This window comes from Deltaproteobacteria bacterium (assembly GCA_016931625.1).
In the GTDB taxonomy this organism is placed as follows: domain Bacteria; phylum Myxococcota; class XYA12-FULL-58-9; order XYA12-FULL-58-9; family JAFGEK01; genus JAFGEK01.
The window spans coordinates 1-18,161 of record JAFGEK010000114.1 but is presented as its reverse complement, the minus strand read 5'-3'; the positions used below and the strand labels follow the sequence as shown (position 1 = coordinate 18,161).

At 42.2% G+C, this 18,161-nt stretch carries 20 protein-coding genes and 1 tRNA gene; 15 read left to right on the top strand and 6 right to left on the bottom strand.

What is annotated here, in order from left to right:
- Nucleotides 1-137 precede the first annotated feature (137 nt).
- Nucleotides 138-419, top strand: coding sequence for a type II toxin-antitoxin system prevent-host-death family antitoxin (locus JW841_10210; GenBank protein MBN1961309.1), 282 nt, complete (start codon nt 138-140; stop codon nt 417-419).
- 78 nt (nt 420-497) lie between these two features.
- Nucleotides 498-1,292, top strand: coding sequence for a bifunctional hydroxymethylpyrimidine kinase/phosphomethylpyrimidine kinase (gene thiD, locus JW841_10205; GenBank protein ID MBN1961308.1), 795 nt, complete (start codon nt 498-500; stop codon nt 1,290-1,292).
- 108 nt (nt 1,293-1,400) lie between these two features.
- Here the strand turns inward: thiD and ilvN are convergent, their stop codons facing one another.
- The gene (gene ilvN / locus JW841_10200; protein ID MBN1961307.1) at nt 1,401-1,904 is read right to left on the bottom strand and encodes an acetolactate synthase small subunit; all 504 of its coding nucleotides are present in this window, start codon (nt 1,902-1,904) and stop codon (nt 1,401-1,403) included.
- A 2-nt stretch (nt 1,905-1,906) separates the two neighbouring features.
- Complete coding sequence (gene ilvB / locus JW841_10195; GenBank protein ID MBN1961306.1) at nt 1,907-3,847, bottom strand: biosynthetic-type acetolactate synthase large subunit; 1,941 nt, start codon at nt 3,845-3,847, stop codon at nt 1,907-1,909.
- A 335-nt stretch (nt 3,848-4,182) separates the two neighbouring features.
- Here ilvB and JW841_10190 point away from each other — a divergent pair, with 335 nt between their 5' ends.
- Entirely contained in the window at nt 4,183-4,563 is a 381-nt protein-coding gene (locus JW841_10190; protein MBN1961305.1) for an ATP synthase subunit I, read from the top strand.
- A 26-nt stretch (nt 4,564-4,589) separates the two neighbouring features.
- Here JW841_10190 and JW841_10185 read toward each other — a convergent pair whose 3' ends face one another.
- A complete protein-coding gene (locus JW841_10185) occupies nt 4,590-5,945 on the bottom strand; it encodes a sigma-54-dependent Fis family transcriptional regulator (protein MBN1961304.1) in 1,356 nt (451 codons plus the stop codon).
- A gap of 180 nt (nt 5,946-6,125) precedes the next feature.
- On the opposite strand from JW841_10185, the gene JW841_10180 reads away from it, so the two are divergent.
- From JW841_10180 to JW841_10165, 4 genes are all read left to right on the top strand, one after another.
- Nucleotides 6,126-7,226: an LptF/LptG family permease gene (locus tag JW841_10180; protein ID MBN1961303.1), complete on the top strand. Its 1,101-nt coding sequence runs from the start codon at nt 6,126-6,128 to the stop codon at nt 7,224-7,226.
- Entirely contained in the window at nt 7,223-8,317 is a 1,095-nt protein-coding gene (locus JW841_10175) for an LptF/LptG family permease (GenBank protein ID MBN1961302.1), read from the top strand. The genes JW841_10180 and JW841_10175 overlap by 4 nt, the downstream gene beginning before the upstream one ends.
- 114 nt (nt 8,318-8,431) lie before the next feature.
- Nucleotides 8,432-8,956 (top strand): nucleotidyltransferase, encoded by a 525-nt coding sequence (locus JW841_10170; protein MBN1961301.1) that lies wholly within the window; start codon nt 8,432-8,434, stop codon nt 8,954-8,956.
- Complete coding sequence (locus JW841_10165) at nt 8,949-9,143, top strand: hypothetical protein (GenBank protein MBN1961300.1); 195 nt, start codon at nt 8,949-8,951, stop codon at nt 9,141-9,143. The genes JW841_10170 and JW841_10165 overlap by 8 nt, the downstream gene beginning before the upstream one ends.
- 136 nt (nt 9,144-9,279) lie before the next feature.
- Here the strand turns inward: JW841_10165 and fumC are convergent, their stop codons facing one another.
- Nucleotides 9,280-10,671 carry a class II fumarate hydratase gene (gene fumC / locus JW841_10160; protein MBN1961299.1) on the bottom strand — a complete coding sequence of 464 codons (1,392 nt, stop codon included), beginning with the start codon at nt 10,669-10,671 and terminating at the stop codon, nt 9,280-9,282.
- Between the two features lie 241 nt (nt 10,672-10,912).
- Here fumC and acpP point away from each other — a divergent pair, with 241 nt between their 5' ends.
- Both acpP and JW841_10150 read left to right on the top strand, forming a co-directional pair.
- Entirely contained in the window at nt 10,913-11,167 is a 255-nt protein-coding gene (gene acpP / locus JW841_10155; protein MBN1961298.1) for an acyl carrier protein, read from the top strand.
- A 30-nt stretch (nt 11,168-11,197) separates the two neighbouring features.
- Nucleotides 11,198-12,949, top strand: a complete 1,752-nt coding sequence (locus JW841_10150) for an AarF/ABC1/UbiB kinase family protein (protein MBN1961297.1) — start codon at nt 11,198-11,200, stop codon at nt 12,947-12,949.
- A 25-nt stretch (nt 12,950-12,974) separates the two neighbouring features.
- On the opposite strand, the gene JW841_10145 is transcribed toward JW841_10150, so the two are convergent.
- Together JW841_10145 and JW841_10140 are read right to left on the bottom strand one after the other, a co-directional pair.
- The gene (locus JW841_10145) at nt 12,975-13,169 is read right to left on the bottom strand and encodes a hypothetical protein (protein ID MBN1961296.1); all 195 of its coding nucleotides are present in this window, start codon (nt 13,167-13,169) and stop codon (nt 12,975-12,977) included.
- A gap of 32 nt (nt 13,170-13,201) precedes the next feature.
- Complete coding sequence (locus JW841_10140; protein MBN1961295.1) at nt 13,202-13,513, bottom strand: hypothetical protein; 312 nt, start codon at nt 13,511-13,513, stop codon at nt 13,202-13,204.
- A gap of 380 nt (nt 13,514-13,893) precedes the next feature.
- On the opposite strand from JW841_10140, the gene JW841_10135 reads away from it, so the two are divergent.
- The 6 genes from JW841_10135 to JW841_10110 all read left to right on the top strand — a co-directional run bounded on the left by JW841_10135 (nt 13,894) and on the right by JW841_10110 (nt 18,023).
- A complete protein-coding gene (locus tag JW841_10135) occupies nt 13,894-14,586 on the top strand; it encodes a radical SAM protein (GenBank protein ID MBN1961294.1) in 693 nt (230 codons plus the stop codon).
- A 71-nt stretch (nt 14,587-14,657) separates the two neighbouring features.
- Nucleotides 14,658-15,986 (top strand): L-lysine 6-transaminase, encoded by a 1,329-nt coding sequence (locus tag JW841_10130; protein ID MBN1961293.1) that lies wholly within the window; start codon nt 14,658-14,660, stop codon nt 15,984-15,986.
- Nucleotides 15,987-16,004: 18 nt separating this feature from the next.
- The gene (locus JW841_10125; protein MBN1961292.1) at nt 16,005-16,799 is read left to right on the top strand and encodes a 4-hydroxy-tetrahydrodipicolinate reductase; all 795 of its coding nucleotides are present in this window, start codon (nt 16,005-16,007) and stop codon (nt 16,797-16,799) included.
- Between the two features lie 29 nt (nt 16,800-16,828).
- Nucleotides 16,829-17,383: a 2-amino-4-hydroxy-6-hydroxymethyldihydropteridine diphosphokinase gene (gene folK, locus JW841_10120; GenBank protein MBN1961291.1), complete on the top strand. Its 555-nt coding sequence runs from the start codon at nt 16,829-16,831 to the stop codon at nt 17,381-17,383.
- A 224-nt stretch (nt 17,384-17,607) separates the two neighbouring features.
- On the top strand, nt 17,608-17,907 hold the full coding sequence (locus JW841_10115; GenBank protein ID MBN1961290.1) for a hypothetical protein: 300 nt from the start codon (nt 17,608-17,610) through the stop codon (nt 17,905-17,907).
- A 29-nt stretch (nt 17,908-17,936) separates the two neighbouring features.
- Nucleotides 17,937-18,023: transfer RNA gene (locus tag JW841_10110), tRNA-Leu, on the top strand.
- Nucleotides 18,024-18,161 lie beyond the last annotated feature (138 nt).

Genomic DNA, 18,161 nt, shown 5'->3' with positions numbered 1-18,161 from the left:
CCATGACAAACTACTACACCTTGCCCATGTTGATCGCGGACATTTACCCGTGCTTATACTGCGGACATATACCGTATCAGTAACACATAATTATGGGGCGCATTGACGACATATGGCAATATGGCTATTATGTACATATGAAAGCTGGAACTGCCGAACTCAGAAATCACTTGAGTTACTTTCTCAAGCAGGTGCGCCGTGGTATACCAGTAGTGGTGCTCGATAGAGGGTGTCCTGTAGCGCAACTTGTTCCAATCGCAAATGAGGGCGATCTACAAAACCGTATCGCCAAAATGATTGAGGAGGGGTTGGTTACAGCTAAGCCAACACGCAGCCTAACCTCGGTAACGCCGGTAAAATTAAACAGATCTGATGTACAAGCCTCAAGCTTAGTTAGTAGTATGCGAGATGACAAGTGACTGAAGCTCACTTTCTTGATACTTCAGCTCTGGTTAAACGCTATATCAACGAGCCAGGAACCTTGGCGTTAGCCCAACGTGAATAGCACACAATCAATCCGACCCGTGGTATTATCTATTGCTGGTTCTGACTCTGGGGGCGGCGCTGGCATACAAGCTGACCTGCGTGTGTTTTCGCAGCTTGGCACTTTTGCCACTACTGCGATAACTGCGATTACGGCGCAAAATCTTGATACTGTGGATGATATTTATCCGGTTAGCATTGCTAGTATTCGCGCCCAAATCGAAACGGTCATTAAAGGTTTTAACGTACGCGCCGCAAAAACCGGCATGCTCTGGTCAGCCCCAGTAGTTGAATTAGTCGCCGCTATAAATCGCATTAGTAACATACCTTACTGGGTTATCGACCCGGTAATGATTTCAACCAGTGGCGCTGCTCTTGCAAATAATGACGCTATTCGTGCTTATCGCGAGGCCTTAATCCCACAAGCAACTTTAGTTACCCCCAATCTTGATGAAGCTAGCGTATTGTTAGGGGTAACTAAAATTGAACAGCCAGATATGCAACAAGCTGCACTAAAACTTAGCGAAATATTAAATTGTGCAGTCCTACTTAAAGGCGGTCATCTTAATGGTAACCCTGTTGATATACTCGCCGCTAATGATATTACCGCAAGCTGGACCCGCTATCGTATACTAAATGTAAACACCCACGGCACTGGTTGCATGCTTTCGGCTGCCATTACTGCTTATTTGGCTCGCGATTACGAACTATACGACGCTTGCGCCGCCGCCCTTAATTTTGTGGCCAATGCCTTAGCAAATCCATGGTTGCTCAACGATAAATTGAAGCTCGCAGGTATTGAAAAATAATAATTACATGCATGCGCGTTGAGCCATTGGCGCCTGATTCTGCTGAGGACTTCATCAAAGAACTCGACGCTCTGTTCCTTCGCGGTCGATTTGAAAACATAAGATCAATTAGCGAAGGGCGATAGGACTACGGGCCAGCGCTACTTTACCTGAACGCGCCAGTTCCTTGATCCCAAAAGGTCGCAGACATTCAATTAGGGCCTGAATTTTTTGTTCTGAACCCGTGAACTCTGCGCTAAGATCTTTCGGCGTAAGATCGACGACCTTGCCATTAAAGACATTAACAATCTCCATTACTTCAAGACGACGCGCACTTTCAGCCGCCTGGACACGAATTAGCACCAATTCCCTTTGAATCGTCGGTGTGTCAAAGAAATCCTGAACTTTAACCGTGGTAGGGACCCGACGCAGTTGCTTGATTACCTGTTCCAGCGTGTCGTCGTCAGCTAGCAGTCCGATAGTCATTCGCGAGATTGTAGTGTCTTCAGTCGGTCCGACGGTCAGTGACTCGATATTAAAACCCCGGGCGGCAAAAAGGCCGGCAACCTTAGCAAGAACGCCGTGTTGATTCTCCACCAGGGCACTGATGATATGACGGTTTATGCAGCTCATGGTTAATCCGCCTCGAAGCTTTCGAATCCGAGACGCTGTGCGATGGCCACAGCCTCCTGGGGATCGAGAATCATCTCATCGCTTGCACCTCCCGCTGGGACCATGGGATATACATTCTCCTCGCGCGCCGTTACAACATCGAGAAGCGCCGTCCCCGGCGTGGCCATCAGCCATTCGAGCGCCTGCTGTAACTCCTTAGGGTCAGCCACACGCGCCGCAGAGGCACCGTATGCCTCGGCCAGGGAGACAAAGTCAGGCTGCAGATCCAAATCAGAACAGGAATACCGTTCCTTGAAAAACATATGCTGCCATTGGCGGATCATGCCTAAGCAGCCGTTATTCAAAAGTAGGATTTTCACTGGCAGCCTATGACCGACGGAGACTGCCAACTCTTGCAGACACATCTGAAACGAACCGTCGCTGGTTATGCACACGACTGGCAGCCCTCCCTGTGAGCGCGCTCCAAAAGCCGCTCCGATAGCAGCCGGAAAGCCAAAGCCCATTGTCCCAAGGCCGCAAGAAGAAATGAAACGATGCGGATGATTTACCGGGATCCATTGGCAAGCCCACATTTGATGCTGCCCCACATCAGTTGTATAAACGCACTCGCCGCACGTGACCTTGGCTATGGTTTCTAGAACCTGCTGCGGCACGATTTCTGCCTCGCGCCGCGAGTAAGTGTATGGATGCTCCTCTTTCCAAGCCGCGATTTGTGTGAGCCATTGCTTGCGCTGCGCCACTGGCATCACCTTGGGTAAAAGAGCCTGTAGCACAGTAGCTGCATCGCCGACGATTGGAACATCGACCTTGACGTTTTTACCGACACTCGTGGGATCGATGTCAATATGCACCTTCTTAGCCTGGGAAGCAAATCGATCAAGTCGCCCGGTAACACGGTCATCAAAACGTGCGCCTATTGCTAAAAGCAAGTCGCACTGCGAAACAGCCATGTTCGCGGCAAAGGAGCCATGCATGCCGAGCATCGAAATGTAATGGGGATGGTCGGCGGGAAAAACGCCCAGTCCCATAGATGTCAGCGTTACGGGGATCTTGGCCTTCTCCGAAAGGGCGATGAGTTGCGCGGTAGCACGCGAGGCGATCGCACCGCCACCCACATATAAAAGCGGACGCTCACATGCTGCGATAAGCTCCGCAGCACGTTTGATTTGTCCGGCATGGCCATCGATCGTAGGTTGATAACCACGCATTCGAACTGCATCAGGCCACACGACATTATCGCGAGAGGACATTAGCATGTCCTTGGGAAGGTCAATCAACACCGGACCTCGCCTGCCTGAGCCCGCTAGATAAAACGCCTCTTTAATCACGCGCGGTAGATCATCAACTTTTTTCACAAGGTAATTATGCTTGGTAATCGGGCGCGTGATGCCGGTTATGTCCGCTTCTTGAAAGGCGTCGGCACCAATGAGATTCGACGATACCTGTCCCGTTAAAAAGACTACCGGCACCGAATCCATCCAGGCGTCGGTAATTGCCGTCACCAGATTTGTCGCGCCAGGTCCGGAGGTCCCGATGGCCACGCCAACCCGTCCCGTGGCGCGCGCATAGCCCTCAGCCATATGCCCTGCGCCTTGTTCATGCCGGACTAAAATAATGTCAATCGGCGCCTCGTAAAAACTATCGAAAAGCGATAGAAGCACACCGCCAGGAATACCAAAAATAGTCTCGACGCCTTCACGTAAAAGCGCTTCAGTTAAAATTTCGCCTCCAAGCCACGCCCCCTGAGACTTGTATGATCTTCGTGGACCTATAAGGCATGCAGCGGGCGGTTCTGATGGGGGAGCTATAACTCTTGCAGATATTTTCTTTCGCTTTGAGTCCGCTAAAGGCGGGCGAGTAACTCGAGGCGTATGAAAAGGCTCTCTGTTAAGAGTTGCATTTTCATCTTTGTGCAATTTAGCATTCTTCGAACAATCGGACATCAAGTCGGACATTGGTCATCCTTCCTTCTTCTCAATATGCCACGTAGCCGGTAAGCCCGTAGCCGCAGATTCGGTTTTTGCCGTTCTGCTCAAATCAAGAAGTGTTTCTTATTAGAATCTATTTATCACCGCTGTCAATAGAGATATGAATGATCAGCATTTACTTTTATGGCTAATGCATTAGCAAACCCATGGCAATTAAATAATGAAAGCCCAGTCTTACCACCACTAATAACAGCCGCTTGCGAAGAGTTAGAAAATTTTAAGGATCTTGCATTTTAACAATAAAGCCCAACCTTGCCACTATACTCCCGCAGCGCTAAGTAACTTCACTTATGAATAACTTAAATCTTCTACGTTTAGCTAGTCGCTATCAAATGCTTGCCGTTGTCATAGGTGGGCTATTATTTTTGTGGCTCTTAAAACCATATTACTTAAGTTTTATCGTTGGTGGGGCTTTTGCTTGGGTTAACTTTTGGATTTGGCGATTTTTATTACAAAAAACATTAACTACAATTGGCAAACGCAAAATTATTTATACTTTTTTACTTGCCTTTAAAATGGTTTTAGCGCTGGGGATAATTACAGTGCTTTGGTTTGTTTTTAAATTGCACCCACTCGGATTTGCTATAGGTTTAACAACTTTTATAATTGGTGTTTTCACTGCATTATTTCATGCAAGTCTTTTTTATAAAAATCCTACAGTTGGTAACTAAATTACCATCTCCTGCAAAACCCACTCTTAACTATTTTCATCTAATTTACGATAAATTGTTCTCGCCGTGATCCCCAACAAATGCGCCGCAGTTTTTTTATCGCCGCCCGTGCGGTTTAAGGTTTCTTGTATCAGTCGTCTTTCAACTTCTTCAAGAGAAGTACCAAAGGGAATAAAAACACCATTAGCAGACGGATTAGTTTCATTTTGAGTTTTTGCAATTGTTTCTGGCAAATCTTCAATACCGATTACTTCACTGCGGCATAACACCACCGCACGTTCGATAGTATTTTCTAATTCGCGCACATTTCCAGGCCATTGATAGGCATCAAGCGTTTTTAAAGCAGCATCAGAAAATCCACGCATTTCTTTTTTATTTTTGGCGGCAAACATTTGCAGAAAATGTTGCGCCAGCAAACTCACATCACCGTGGCGTAAACGCAATGGCGGTACTTGTACACGAATTACATTTAATCGATAGTAAAGGTCCTCACGAAAACGACCCCTTTCAACATCATCTTCAAGCGAGCGATTGGTTGCTGCAACCACTCTAACATTAACCGATATTACATTCTGCCCACCTACGCGCTCAAGCTCACCTTCTTGCAACACGCGCAGCAGCCGCACTTGCGCACTTGGTGACATTTCGCCAATTTCATCAAGAAATAATGTACCGGTATTAGCACGCTCAAAGCGACCTTCGCGTTTCTCTATAGCACCGGTAAAAGCACCACGCTCATGTCCATACAATTCACTTTCAAGTAAACTTTCTGGCAAAGCGGCACAATTTACCGCAACAAATGGACCATCGACGCGTTCTGATAAGTTATGAATGTGGCGAGCTAAGAGCTCTTTGCCAGTACCACTTTCGCCGGTAAGCAAAATAGTTGCTTGCGAAGGGGCTGCTTGAGCAACTAATTCAAGCATGCGGCGCATGGTTTCAGATTGCCCAATAATCTCGCCTCTTACTGACGAGCTTATCGCTTCACGCAAGACACGGTTTTCAAATAGCAATGCGCTTCGTTCTAAAGCTCGTTGCACCGAACGCACCACAATAGCACGCTTTAATGGTTTAGTAATAAAATCATAAGCACCTTCGCGCATGCACTCAACTGCATTCTCAACCGTACCAAAAGCCGTCATCATTATTACTTCGATCGATGGTGATAGTGCTTTAATAGCGCGTAATAATTCAATGCCACTCATTTTGGGCATCATAATATCGGCTAACACAATATCGACTTTTTCTTTGCGCAATATTTCAATAGCTTGTTCACCACTATCAGTAGTTGATACAAAATAGCCCTCGCGCTCATAAATACGCGCTAATGAATCGCAAATACCTACTTCATCATCAACAACAAGAACGTGTGGTGTTGGCATATGCTTAGAAACCTAACAGAAAATGCATATAAATCCCAAGTATTCAACAGCTAGCTAATACAATTTACTCTTTCCCAATATCTACTTCTAATCTTGATGAGACTAGCAAATTGCTGATTAATAAGATACGAAATACAAAAAAGTGTAGGTTTTAAAAAAACCCTATTTTAAATTTACAAATTGCAGATAATAGACCGCTATCTTTTACGTGAAATTGTTTTGCCCTTGGCGATTGGCATTGGTTTGTTTTTTGTCGTGGTTGCCTTTGGGCAAGTCTTGCAAATTTCTGATTCCGTTACTGGTTTAGGCGTCAGTGGCTCTGAAATATTACAGGCTCTTCTTTTTTCAATACCTCCATTAATGGGGTTATTACTGCCAGCAGGGTGTCTTTTTGCCACTTTATTAGCTATCGGTCGTATGGCTTCAGATCGCGAGATTATCGCAATGTCCGCCAGCGGTATTAGTCCTTATAGATTGCTGCGCGTTCCAATTTGGCTCGGAATAATTTTTGCCATTTGTGCAAGTTTTTTCATGATTAAAGGTGAACCCTGGGGCATTAGAGGCTTGCGTGATTTAATGTCACGTAGCGCCCAACGTGCACTTGCCCAAGGAGTACGTCACGGTGAATTTCAGCAGTGGATACCAGGTGTCACATTTCTTACTAAAAATAAAAACAACGATGATCTCGATGAAGTAATTTTCATTGATCGACGCGAAGCTGCTCACCCTATCGTCATTTCAGCGCGCCACGGCAAAATATTAAGCGGTGATCACGCTCGTGATCTAGTATTTGCTCTTGATGATGGTGTGGTTATTGTTGAAGATAAAGAATCCAATAAATATCGCGTAATCAAATTTGCACGTAGTCATTACCGCTTAGACGTCGGCCAGATGGTTACCAATAAAGCGCGTACCCTGCAGGCCGTACAAGAAAAAGACATCACCTCGTTATGGGTAGATGCGCATGACCATTCGTTTAAACCGGGCAAGCGTGCTCTTTTTCTGATTATTTTTAATCGCAAAGTTGCTTTGCCTCTGGCAACTATTATTTTTTCATTATTGGCTGTAACACTTGCAGCTCGCACTGGTGGCGGTGCTCGAGCCCGTGGATTTCTCTATAGTGCCGGTATAATTGGTAGTTATTACTACATAGGCAGAGCCGCCGAACTTTCAGCGCGCGCAGGACATCTTGATCCATTTTTTGCTGCGTGGATACCTAATATTATTGGAGCCATTGCATTGATAATTATGTTAGTGCGCTTTAAACGGAGGGCAGTATGAAGCTGCTATCGTATTTTGCGCGCTATTTCGTCGGCATTGTTTTTTTAATGCAAGCTGGCTTAGTTATCATTGTGGTAACGACAACATTTGTTGAAAATGCAAATTTTCTATCAAACGCTGAACATGGTGCTTCGGTAGCATTACGCTTGGCTTTTTTTAGTGCAATCCAATTTAGTTACATTATCTTTCCGGTAGCTTGTTTTTTAGCTGCTATGGTTGCAGGCACCCTGCTTGCGCGCAGTGGCGAAATACTCGCTATGGAAGCAGCAGGTATAACTATATGGCGAGCCATTGCTGCTTTTACGGTGGTCATTGTAATCGTCATGGGTGTCAGTGGTTTTGTTGGTGAACGTTTAGTACCATATGCCAAAATTAGTTTAGATTATTTACGTCGCGGAGAAAATTTTTCAGAGACGCAGGGTCTCGGACGTTATTATGATCGCCATACACAATGGTATCGCAATGGCGATTTGCTTTTATATCTACCAAGCTTTAACCCTAATTCATATAGCCTAACTGACGTGGTCGCCTATAGAATGCAAGACGGCTTAGTAGTAGAAATTACCGATGCTGAACAACTCATTTATGATTCAAATAAATGGTGGCTAATCAATGCACGTCAGCATCGCATAAAAGATGCTGTAGTTACTTTACACCAACGTTTACAATTACCATTAGCAGTAACTTTGTCAGATTTACTAGAAGTCATGGGCGACCCATCGGTAATGTCTAGTAAAGAAATCGCCAATTTTGCTGATCGTCGTTCACGCGCTGGTTTTGATACTGCTCCCTTTTTAATCGAGTGGCATAATCGTATAGCCTACCCTTTATCTACTTTAGCTATGTTTATTTTAGCCATACCTTGGGCGTTAAATCCTAATCGCCGTCGTTCATTGGCGGCTAATCTTGGTTTTGGTGTAGTTGCAATCGCCTTATTATTATCAGTTACTTACATCTTTAGATTATTAGCTTTGTCGCATCGCTTGTCTCCCGCTATGGGCGCTTGGGGCATAAACATTTTTTGTTTAGTGCTCACACCTGTTAGTGCTTTGCTTTATCGGCGCTATCGTGTCCATGGTGGCTTAAGGTAATGCTTACACTTTAATTAATGATTGTAGAATAATTATATATTTTTTATATAATTAGATAATATTAATAATCGATTCATTGTTAAGTTAAATATGGTTTTTACAAGGAGCACTGATTTGGCCTCTCTTGGTGACGTGTTTGCTGTAATTAATTCTGCAAAACAAGCTAATATCATTACAGATTATGCAATTGGCGGTGCTATGGCTGTACTTTTTTATGCAGAACCAACACGAACTTATGATCTTGATGTTTTTATACTGCAGTCGCAAAAAACCATTGGCCAATTAATCTCCATAACTTCAATTTATGAATGGGCACAGAGTAACAACTATGCTTTTGATGCAGAACATATAATCATCCATGGAGTGCCAGTACAATTTTTGCCTGCTCACAATCTTATTGCTGAAGAAGCAATACATCAGGCGCGCGATTTGGATTATGAGGGAGTGCCTGTAAGGGTAATTGCTCCAGAGCACCTCATAGCCTTAGCATTGGATGCAGGTGGAGCAAAAAGACGTGAGCGAATAGCCTATTTGCTTGAAGCTAAAGTAGTTGACTATGAGCATTTAAATGAAATTCTTTTAAAATATAATCTTGAAGCTCCTTGGAGAAGATACCTAGAGTTTATTAATCATGAGTGAGCAAAAACCAAAATATGAAGCAGAATCAATATTCTGCGCCAAGAAAAACTGGCATGTTAAACAAGCTAATCTGCCTTTACGCGAAAAAGTGCGAATCTTACTAGAGCTGCAACGACAAGATTTTCTGCTACTGCAACGGCATAGAACTATGCATTTATGGGAACGCCCATGGGATATCGTTCCTTAAATTTAAAATTCTCTTAGTTTAGTATTTGACACCTTAAATAATCGGTGATTTGCTGTATGATATTATAGAAGGACGCAAGTGATAGCTCTAGATACTAATATCTTGATTTATGCTCATCGTACCGCAATAAAACCAATTATTCTTTGCAACCAATCATCTTTTCTGGTCGCATCACTTTATCAAAAGTCTCGCCATCAACAATGCCAAGCTTTATTGCCGCTTCACGCAAAGTTATGCCGTATTCATGTGCATATTTAGCAATCTTAGCAGCACTATCATAACCTACGTGAGGGCTTAAGGCAGTTACCAACATTAGCGATTGCTCTAAATGCATGTTGATACGATCACGTCTTGGCTCGATGCCACATAAACAATGCTCTTCAAAAGATAATAAGGCATCAGCGAGCAAGCGTATTGAGCGTAGTACATTTACTAAGATTACTGGCTTAGCTACGTTAAGTTCAAAATTGCCGCTAGCAGCACCAATTGCAACGGTGGCATCATTGCCCATTACTTGCATGGCCACCATCAGCATAGCTTCAGCCTGAGTAGGGTTTACTTTGCCAGGCATTATTGAACTGCCGGGTTCGTTTTCTGGAATAGCTATTTCCCCAATACCAGCACGCGGCCCACTAGAAAGCCAACGGACATCATTAGCGATTTTTGTTGCAGCTACTGCAAGTGTTTTTAACGCAGCGCTCACCATTACCATAGCTTCATGCCCAGCAAGTGCGGCAAATTTGTTTGGGGCAGTAATAAAAGGCAGGCCAACAAGCTTAGCAATTTTTTGAGCAACAAGCGTAGCAAAACCTTTAGGTGTATTAATACCAGTTCCAACAGCAGTACCACCTTGAGCTAATTCATAAAGAAAAGGCGTAGTCGCCAACAACGCTCGCCGTGCGAGTTGCAATTGATTTGCCCATCCTGAAAACTCTTGGCCTAAGGTAATGGGAGTGGCGTCTTGCAAATGGGTTCGTCCAATTTTTATTACATCTGCAAAAGCTTCGGCTTTACTTGTAATAATGGCAATTACTTTATCAAGGGCCGGTAGCAGACGCTCGTGGATTTCACAGGCGGTTGCCACATGCATCACCGTAGGAAAAACGTCATTTGAAGATTGCGATAAATTTACATGGTCATTTGGGTGCACCGGTTTTTTGCTACCTCGTGTACTGCCCAGAAGCTCATTGGCTCGATTGGCAATAACCTCATTGGCATTCATGTTGGTCTGCGTACCACTACCAGTTTGCCAAACAACTAACGGAAACTCATCGTCAAGTTTGCCCGCAATAACTTCGTAACAGGCATTTATAATGGCATCCGCAATTTTCCCATTAAGAACGCCTAACTCAAGGTTTGCTTGGGCACAGGCTTTTTTAACTACACCGAGTGCTGTAATAACCGCAGTGGGGAATTGTTCACCGCCTATAGTAAAATTACGCCGCGAACGTTCGGTTTGCGCCCCCCAATAGCGTTGCGTCGCAACTTCAATCTCACCCATGCTATCTACTTCTGTACGTGTATTCATAACTACCCGACATAGCGCGCTAGCATATTAATCGTCTAGCGATTGCTGCCCTCAATTGGTGTCTGGCACCAGTTATCTCATTGAAATTGTTATATAATATTATCTAAATAAATATATTTTTTGATACTTTGCAAAGATATAAAAGACTACTTTGCTAGATTGACAGCACTCTGCTATAGCGTATCACATTATTTACGAGGTTTATTCTCGACCTCGGCGAGTACTCTTTAATGGAGGATCAATGCTTTCAAAGGCCGAAATCGAAACAAAAGTTAAGGCCATCATTACTCGACAACTTGGGGTGAAAGACGATGGAGTAGAGCTTACTCAATCATTCACCGATGATCTCGGTGCCGATTCACTAGATATTGTTGAGTTAGTTATGGCAATGGAAGACGAATTTGGTTTCGAAATTCCAGATGAAGAAGCTGAAAAAATTCGTACGGTTGCCGATGCTATAAATTATATAGAGTCCCACATACAAAGCGGTTCTTAAGGCTTCAAGGCCGCAAACAGAGTGTGACCCGTGGTTTTTGGTCCATCCTTAGCCAATTTACGTAGACTGCGACAAATTACCGCCGTAGTAGCTCGGCACGGTTTGGACCATTTTTTTGCTGGACGACGAAAAAAACGCTCAGTCGCTAAAAAGCTTAATGGGGTTAACACTTCGACAAGTGCAACTGACGCACAAACTCAAAGCAATGATAACGAAGAAGAGCTACCAGGTTTAGCCCAGCGATTTCGTTCAATTCTCGAAGAACTTGGCCCAACATTTATTAAGTTTGGGCAGGTTCTTTCGACGCGCCCTGATATTCTGCCACCTGGCTTCGCTGAAGCACTACGTGGATTGCAAGACGATTGTCCGCCACTTGCTTCAGACGAAGCACTATGTACGGTTGAGTCTGAATTAGGCAAACCGATTAATGAATTATTTGCTGAATTTGATCCAATTCCTGTAGCTAGCGCTTCTATCGGTCAGGTGCATAAAGCCACTTTACATTCAGGCGAAGAAGTCGCCGTTAAAATACGTCGCCCGAAAATCCGCGAACAAATACTACGTGACCTCGATTTTCTGCGCTATTTAGCACGGCTAGCTGAAGCAATTATTGAAGAAAGCGGTCTAGTAGCGCCACAAGATATTGTTACAGAACTTGAAAACGCTTTTTTATCCGAACTCGATTTTGAACGCGAAGCCCGCAATATGCGCCGCTTTGCTCGTAATCTTGCAAGTAAGCAACGCTCATATGTTGTGCCCGCACTTTATGATGATTTATGCACGCGTTCTGTACTCACCATGGAATTTATTAAAGGTGAACGGTTAGCTGATCTTAGCCCTAATCATAATAAAAAGAAAATTGCTGCTAATATTGTCTCAAGTTCGTTTGAGCAGCTTTTTATAGATGGATTTTTTCATGCCGACCCACATCCAGGTAATGCTTTTGTCTTACCTGATGATCGCATTGCTCTTATAGACTTCGGACTTATTGGTGAATTGACATATTCAATGCGTGAAACACTCATGGTGTTGGTTGTTGGTATCGCCACCCATGATGCTGACACAGTAGCGCGTTTACTCTATCGGCTAGGGGTAGCAGACGAGCGTGTTTCACTTTTTAGACTACGCGAGGCTTGCTCTGCACTGTTTTCTAGTTATTTGAAAGACCGAGATTCAGTAGCAAATATTCAGGCAACACGTTTAATGTCTGACCTCTTACAACTAGCCACCCGTTTTCATGTACATATACCAAGTGAGTACGCCATTATTGCACGCGCAGGGGCAACAGTTGAGGGTATTATTCGCCAACTTGATCCAACCTTAGAAGTATTAGATACCGCTAAGCCATATTTGCGCAAACTTATTGAAGAGCAATTTTCATGGCCTAATTTTGGCGAAGGTGCCATGAAAAATATTATGCGCCTGCGCTCAATGATGCGTGATATACCTCTTTCGCTCACCCAAGTTTTAATGGACCTGGAAAGCGGTAAATTACAAATACAAGTAAAAAGTAATGAACTCGAAACTATTGGCCGCAATATTAACTCACTAGGTTTAGCTACTTTTAGTGGCTTTATTGCTTGTGGTTTAATTACCGGCTCTTTTTTCATTTTAGCTCGTTATAAAATTGAAATAGGAGGTTGGCCAATCATACCAATTGCTGGATTATTTTTTGCCAGTATGCTGTTTGGCGCTTCTTTAGGATGGTATTTTATTTCACCACATCTGCAAAAAATTTCACTTATACGATTATTTAAACGTTGGCGGCGTGACGTAAAATAACCATTCACAAACCCAACAACGAATCTTAATTATGATTCGGGTGCGGTTGGGGATGAACATGCGGATGGGCATAAAGAGCATCAAGAAATGTTGATTGATCTTTATATAATACGCTTTTTAGCAAAGAACGCATACAACGCATGTAAGCAAAAAAACCAAAATGCCAAAGAATGGTGAGGCTATGTATCAGCACATCGCGATTACGAATAGTACCTTGCATGTTACTACCTCCCAAAATCAAATTTGCATAAACTACTGCATTCCTAACATTGTATTGGTATGTAAAAGACCTGGCATACGAATTTGTCGCAGATATTGTCGCATCATGAATTTTTGACGTTGAAAGGGATAAATATATTTACGTGAAAGAGGGGGACAAGGCAGCCGGTATCCACTAGCTTTAATACTCATTGAAACCCCCGAATCCGACTCTTTAAGAGATAAACCTTTTTCATTAAAGGTCAAATTTTGTACACTTTTTTCAGCAGAATTTTCATCCCCAGGTGACGTCACGGATGATTCCCATTTGGTTTCATCATTTTCTCTTTGCGACTTACGAATCATGCTGTACCTCCAGAGTGAACTATTATGCATAAGCCGTGCCGACAGAAATAATGACGCCAATTTAACCTTTGTTAAGCGTTACTGATCTTTAAAAGGTCTTTATAGATTTACATAAAGCTGTTTTATAATCATTGGTTACAATTATTGATGAATTTTAATATGTATATTAGTAAAGCGATCCTACAGGCAGCAAAATATAATCATTTGCTTAAAATGATATTGTGGTCGCGAAACTCCAGGGAATGTGAAACCCAGATCCTACAATTCGACATCAACATACAGTTGACACACAAAAGATTAATAATTTTTCATAATAGTGGTAGCTGTAAATCATTAGCTTATGTCAAGCAAAAGTATAATCTTAACTGAAATTGAAAACTATGAATGATAAACAAACTAGCCGATTGAGTCCTATCGCTAATCTGAATGCCAATTCGCTATTAATCAATGAAATTTTTTTATCGATTCAAGGCGAATCATCTTATGCAGGACAACTATGTGTTTTTGTACGCACCACTGCATGTAATTTACGCTGTAGTTATTGCGACACCCAATATGCATTTTTTAACGGTGAACAGCTATCACTTCCAAACATTATTGAACAAATTGATCAGTTCGGTGTTTCTTTGGTTGAAATCACTGGTGGTGAGCCTTTATTACAACCAGCTGTTTTTGAATTAACGAAAACCCTTTGTAATAAGGGTCATACGGTGTTGTTAGAAACCAATGGAACTGTTGAAGTTCAAAATGTTGATCCACGAGCTATAAAAATTATCGATATTAAAACGCCAGGTAGTGGTGAAGAAAAAAATAATCTCTATAGCAATATAGCAAAATTACAGCCTAAAGATGAGGTAAAGTTCGTGCTTACCACCAAAGAAGACTATGATTGGGCTAAAAATACTATCAACCACTACCAACTATTTAATCGCTGTCAAATATTAATGAGTGCAGCGTTCGGATATCTTACACCAAATCAATTGGCAGAGTGGATTGTGGCAGATCGGATACCGGTACGAATGCAATTACAGTTGCATAAATATATCTGGGATCCACATAAAGAAGGAGTGTAGTTTATAAGCAAAAATTTTTTGGTTTGTGAATCTTGCTTGCCTCAACAGGCAAGCACTACTATTTCATCATTATGGCAATTGTCACTTCAGCATTTTTTAACGAAACAGCGCATAGGTGGTTACATGCTGAAGGAATGCCTATTGTTTGTGATCTTAACAAAAGTAAAGGTGTCTATCTTCACGATATCCAAAGCGGCAGAGACTTTCTTGATTTTTATAACTTTTTGTCTTCCCGATTGCTTAGCTACGGACATCCCAAATTATCTGATTCAGCGTTTGTTGAAAACTTAGGCCAAATTGCCATAAATAAGCCCTTAAGTTTCGATATCAATATTCAAGAATATTCTCGCTTCATTGAAATTTTTTCAAAAGTCGTTCTCGGTGGCGAATTTAGCCACGTTTTTTTTGTAAATAATGATAGCGTTGCTGTTGATAGTGCGCTTAAGGCAGCATTTGCTTGGAAACAACAAAAAAATCTTGAAGCAAATAAACCTGCCAAAGGCTCACAAATATTGTCTTTTAAAGAAGCATTTCATGGCAAAACAGGATACGCCTTATGGCTAAGTGATAACGATGAATTGCATCAATGTGCCACCTTTCCGCGGTTATCTTGGCCGCAAGTAATTAATCCAAAAATTCACTTTTCACTTAATAGCGAAACTAGCTCTGCCACTGTTGCATTTGAGCAAGTAGCATTAGCCGCTATTAAAAAAAGTTTTGTTGAAAATCCTGATGATATTGCTGCTATCATCATTGAGCCGATTCAGGGGGAAGGCGGCGACAATTATTTTCGCAAAGAATTTTTCTTAGCGTTACGTCATTTCTGTGACGAAAACGAATGCTTGTTAATTTTTGATGAGCAGCAAACAGGTTTTGCTATCACTGGTAAATGGTGGGCATGGCAACACTATAAGGTTAAGCCAGATTTATTGATTTTTAGCAAAAAAACCCAAGTAAGCGGTTTTGCGGCAACTGCTCGTCTCGATAATATAGTCGCCTCAATGAAATCTTCTGCATGTTTTTCAAATATGTTTATGGGAAATTCTATTGATGTTGTTCGTTGCGAACGATTAATAAAAATTATTCAAGAAGAGCATCTGCTCGATAATGCCATTAATATTGGTAAGTATTTACACAAGTTACTAAGTAATTTAGCAACAGAATCCACAAGATTATCAAATGTACGTAGCTGTGGTTTGTTAGCAGCTTTTGATCTAAAAACTAAAGGCGAGCGTGATCAATTACTAAAGGCATGCTTTAAAGAAGAATTATTATTAATCCCATGCCAAGAACGCAGTGTACGAATGCGTTGTGCTCTTGATATTAAAGCTGACGCCATTGGTCGCGCTGTGGCACAGCTTGAAGCTGCTCTTTATCGAGCTTTTACATTATCATCATAACCATTATAGGGAGTTATTATGGCAATAAAAAACAAAAGCACTGCAAAAGTGCATGTGGCATTAGCAGGTGCTGGTGGACGTATGGGTAGTCGTGTAATACGATTGATTTCTGAATTTCCACAGCTTCGCTTAACTGCGCTGCTGGAACGCAACAGTGAGTTAGCTCGTTTGGGTAAACCTGATAATATAATAGTTACTGATGATCCAAATCAGGCGGTATCAACTGCTGATGTTCTTATAGATTTTTCCGTTCCATCAATTGTTACACAAGTAGCGCCAATTTGTGCTGAACATAATACCGCCTATCTAATTGCTACTACTGGCCTTGATGCACATGATCTTGCAGCGATAAAACAAGCTGCCCATAAAATAGCTGTACTTAAGGCAGCTAATCTTAGTCTTGGTGTTAATGTATTATTAGATTTAGTTGAACGTACCGCGAATACGTTAGGCAATGCTTTTGAAGTTGAGATTAGTGAAATTCATCACCGTTATAAACGAGATGCCCCAAGTGGTACTGCCTTAGCTTTGGGAGCTGCCATCGAACGTGGGCGTGGGACATTAAAATCCGTATATGGTCGACATGGTATCGGTGAGTCCCGTTCTAGTGATGAGATTGGCTATGCAGCATTACGTGGTGGTGATGTTGCTGGTGAACATACGGTTTTCTTTTTTGGAGAAAACGAGCGTATCGAACTAACTCATAGAGCCAACAGTGCTGATATTTTTGCGCGAGGTGCTTTAGTCGCTACCTCATGGTTAGCTGCAAAACCAGCAGGTCGATATACTATGCGGGATGTATTGCATAATTAAATTTAAAACTTTCAATTCAATATAAATCAATGGCTGTACAAACAAACACCTTTCACACATCCGTATATATCGCCTTTGGTGGTAATTTAGGTGATGTGCTACTTTCGTTTCACCATGCTATTTCAGAATTAGAGTATCATGGTATAGCCATAGAATTATTATCAAGTGCCTATCGTACGCAAGCTATAGGTGTTGATGGTATCAATGCTTCATTACCGGATTATTGGAATGCGGTCGGCATAGGTGTTACTTCTTTAAACCCTCAAGATTTATTATTGAAATTACAGACAATTGAAACTGTGCTTGGCAGGTTGCGTCGTAATAAATGGGAATCACGAACTATTGACCTTGATATTCTTCTCTATGGTAACCAATGCATAAGTTTGCCAAATTTGATTATTCCGCATCCTGAGCTAAAAAAGCGATTATTTGTGCTGCGCCCTTTAGCAGAAATTTCACCAAATTTGCTAATTCCAGATATACAACGAACAGTTACACAATTGATAGCTGAATATCCTTCAGATGATATTGGCATTTACGAATGTAAAAAAAATTGGCATAAGCTTTGTAAAATAATTAAATAATTTCTATATTTAGCTTGTCTAATTAAGCTATTTTAGATTAATAAGCTCATCGACTCTTGCTTTATAGGGTAAGCTCGATATACGGTACGCAGTCTTGAGTTATAGACATATTTTATGTAATAAGCCGTGATTTGAAGGAGTGAGTAAAGATGTCGAAGGTGATTCACCTTTCCGATCAAGCACATAATAATGCCAAAATGTTTTGTAAACAGCATTCACTTAAAATGAGTGATTGGGTGGCAGATTTAATTCACGATGCGATAATGTATAATCGCGTTGAACCACGAAATATGCCACGTCCAATTCCAGTGCAACCATCAGTTGTGCAACCGCAGCAAATACCGCAATCACATCCATTGCAAATGCCGCAATCGCAACAGCTGCAGCAAGAGGTTCCACCGGTACAAATGAATAAAAAGAAGCTTGAAAAAATTGCAGATGAACTTGATGGCGAAAACAGCTACCCTCCAGAAGCGCCGCCTTGGTCATCACCGCCGTTTTGGGTTAAAACCCAAAACAAGTAAAACCGTATCTATTCGGTTTTACTACTCATGCCGGGGTGGCGGAATTGGTAGACGCTGGGGACTTAAAATCCCCTGCTCGAAAGGGCGTGCCGGTTCGATTCCGGCCCTCGGCACCACTTAAAATAAGATAATTTGCTCAATTAATACCACGTTAAGACATTTGAATATAAGTTCTCAATAAATACTGGCGAAACATGGGTGTCATCTCGAACGTAGTGAGAGATCTTTTTTATGCTTTTAAATATAAGATTTCT

Excerpts from the sequence above, each read along its gene's own strand:
- JW841_10175 (MBN1961302.1), top strand. The coding sequence starts at position 7,223 with ATGAAGCTGCTATCGTATTTTGCGCGCTATTTCGTCGGCATTGTTTTT.
- JW841_10190 (MBN1961305.1), top strand. The coding sequence starts at position 4,183 with ATGAATAACTTAAATCTTCTACGTTTAGCTAGTCGCTATCAAATGCTT.
- ilvN (MBN1961307.1), bottom strand. The coding sequence starts at position 1,904 with ATGAGCTGCATAAACCGTCATATCATCAGTGCCCTGGTGGAGAATCAA.
- acpP (MBN1961298.1), top strand. The coding sequence starts at position 10,913 with ATGCTTTCAAAGGCCGAAATCGAAACAAAAGTTAAGGCCATCATTACT.
- JW841_10130 (MBN1961293.1), top strand. The coding sequence starts at position 14,658 with ATGGCAATTGTCACTTCAGCATTTTTTAACGAAACAGCGCATAGGTGG.
- JW841_10125 (MBN1961292.1), top strand. The coding sequence starts at position 16,005 with ATGGCAATAAAAAACAAAAGCACTGCAAAAGTGCATGTGGCATTAGCA.
- fumC (MBN1961299.1), bottom strand. The coding sequence starts at position 10,671 with ATGAATACACGTACAGAAGTAGATAGCATGGGTGAGATTGAAGTTGCG.
- JW841_10210 (MBN1961309.1), top strand. The coding sequence starts at position 138 with ATGAAAGCTGGAACTGCCGAACTCAGAAATCACTTGAGTTACTTTCTC.
- JW841_10165 (MBN1961300.1), top strand. The coding sequence starts at position 8,949 with ATGAGTGAGCAAAAACCAAAATATGAAGCAGAATCAATATTCTGCGCC.
- JW841_10140 (MBN1961295.1), bottom strand. The coding sequence starts at position 13,513 with ATGATTCGTAAGTCGCAAAGAGAAAATGATGAAACCAAATGGGAATCA.
- JW841_10145 (MBN1961296.1), bottom strand. The coding sequence starts at position 13,169 with ATGCAAGGTACTATTCGTAATCGCGATGTGCTGATACATAGCCTCACC.
- ilvB (MBN1961306.1), bottom strand. The coding sequence starts at position 3,847 with ATGTCCGATTGTTCGAAGAATGCTAAATTGCACAAAGATGAAAATGCA.
- JW841_10115 (MBN1961290.1), top strand. The coding sequence starts at position 17,608 with ATGAGTGATTGGGTGGCAGATTTAATTCACGATGCGATAATGTATAAT.
- JW841_10185 (MBN1961304.1), bottom strand. The coding sequence starts at position 5,945 with ATGCCAACACCACACGTTCTTGTTGTTGATGATGAAGTAGGTATTTGC.
- JW841_10135 (MBN1961294.1), top strand. The coding sequence starts at position 13,894 with ATGAATGATAAACAAACTAGCCGATTGAGTCCTATCGCTAATCTGAAT.
- folK (MBN1961291.1), top strand. The coding sequence starts at position 16,829 with ATGGCTGTACAAACAAACACCTTTCACACATCCGTATATATCGCCTTT.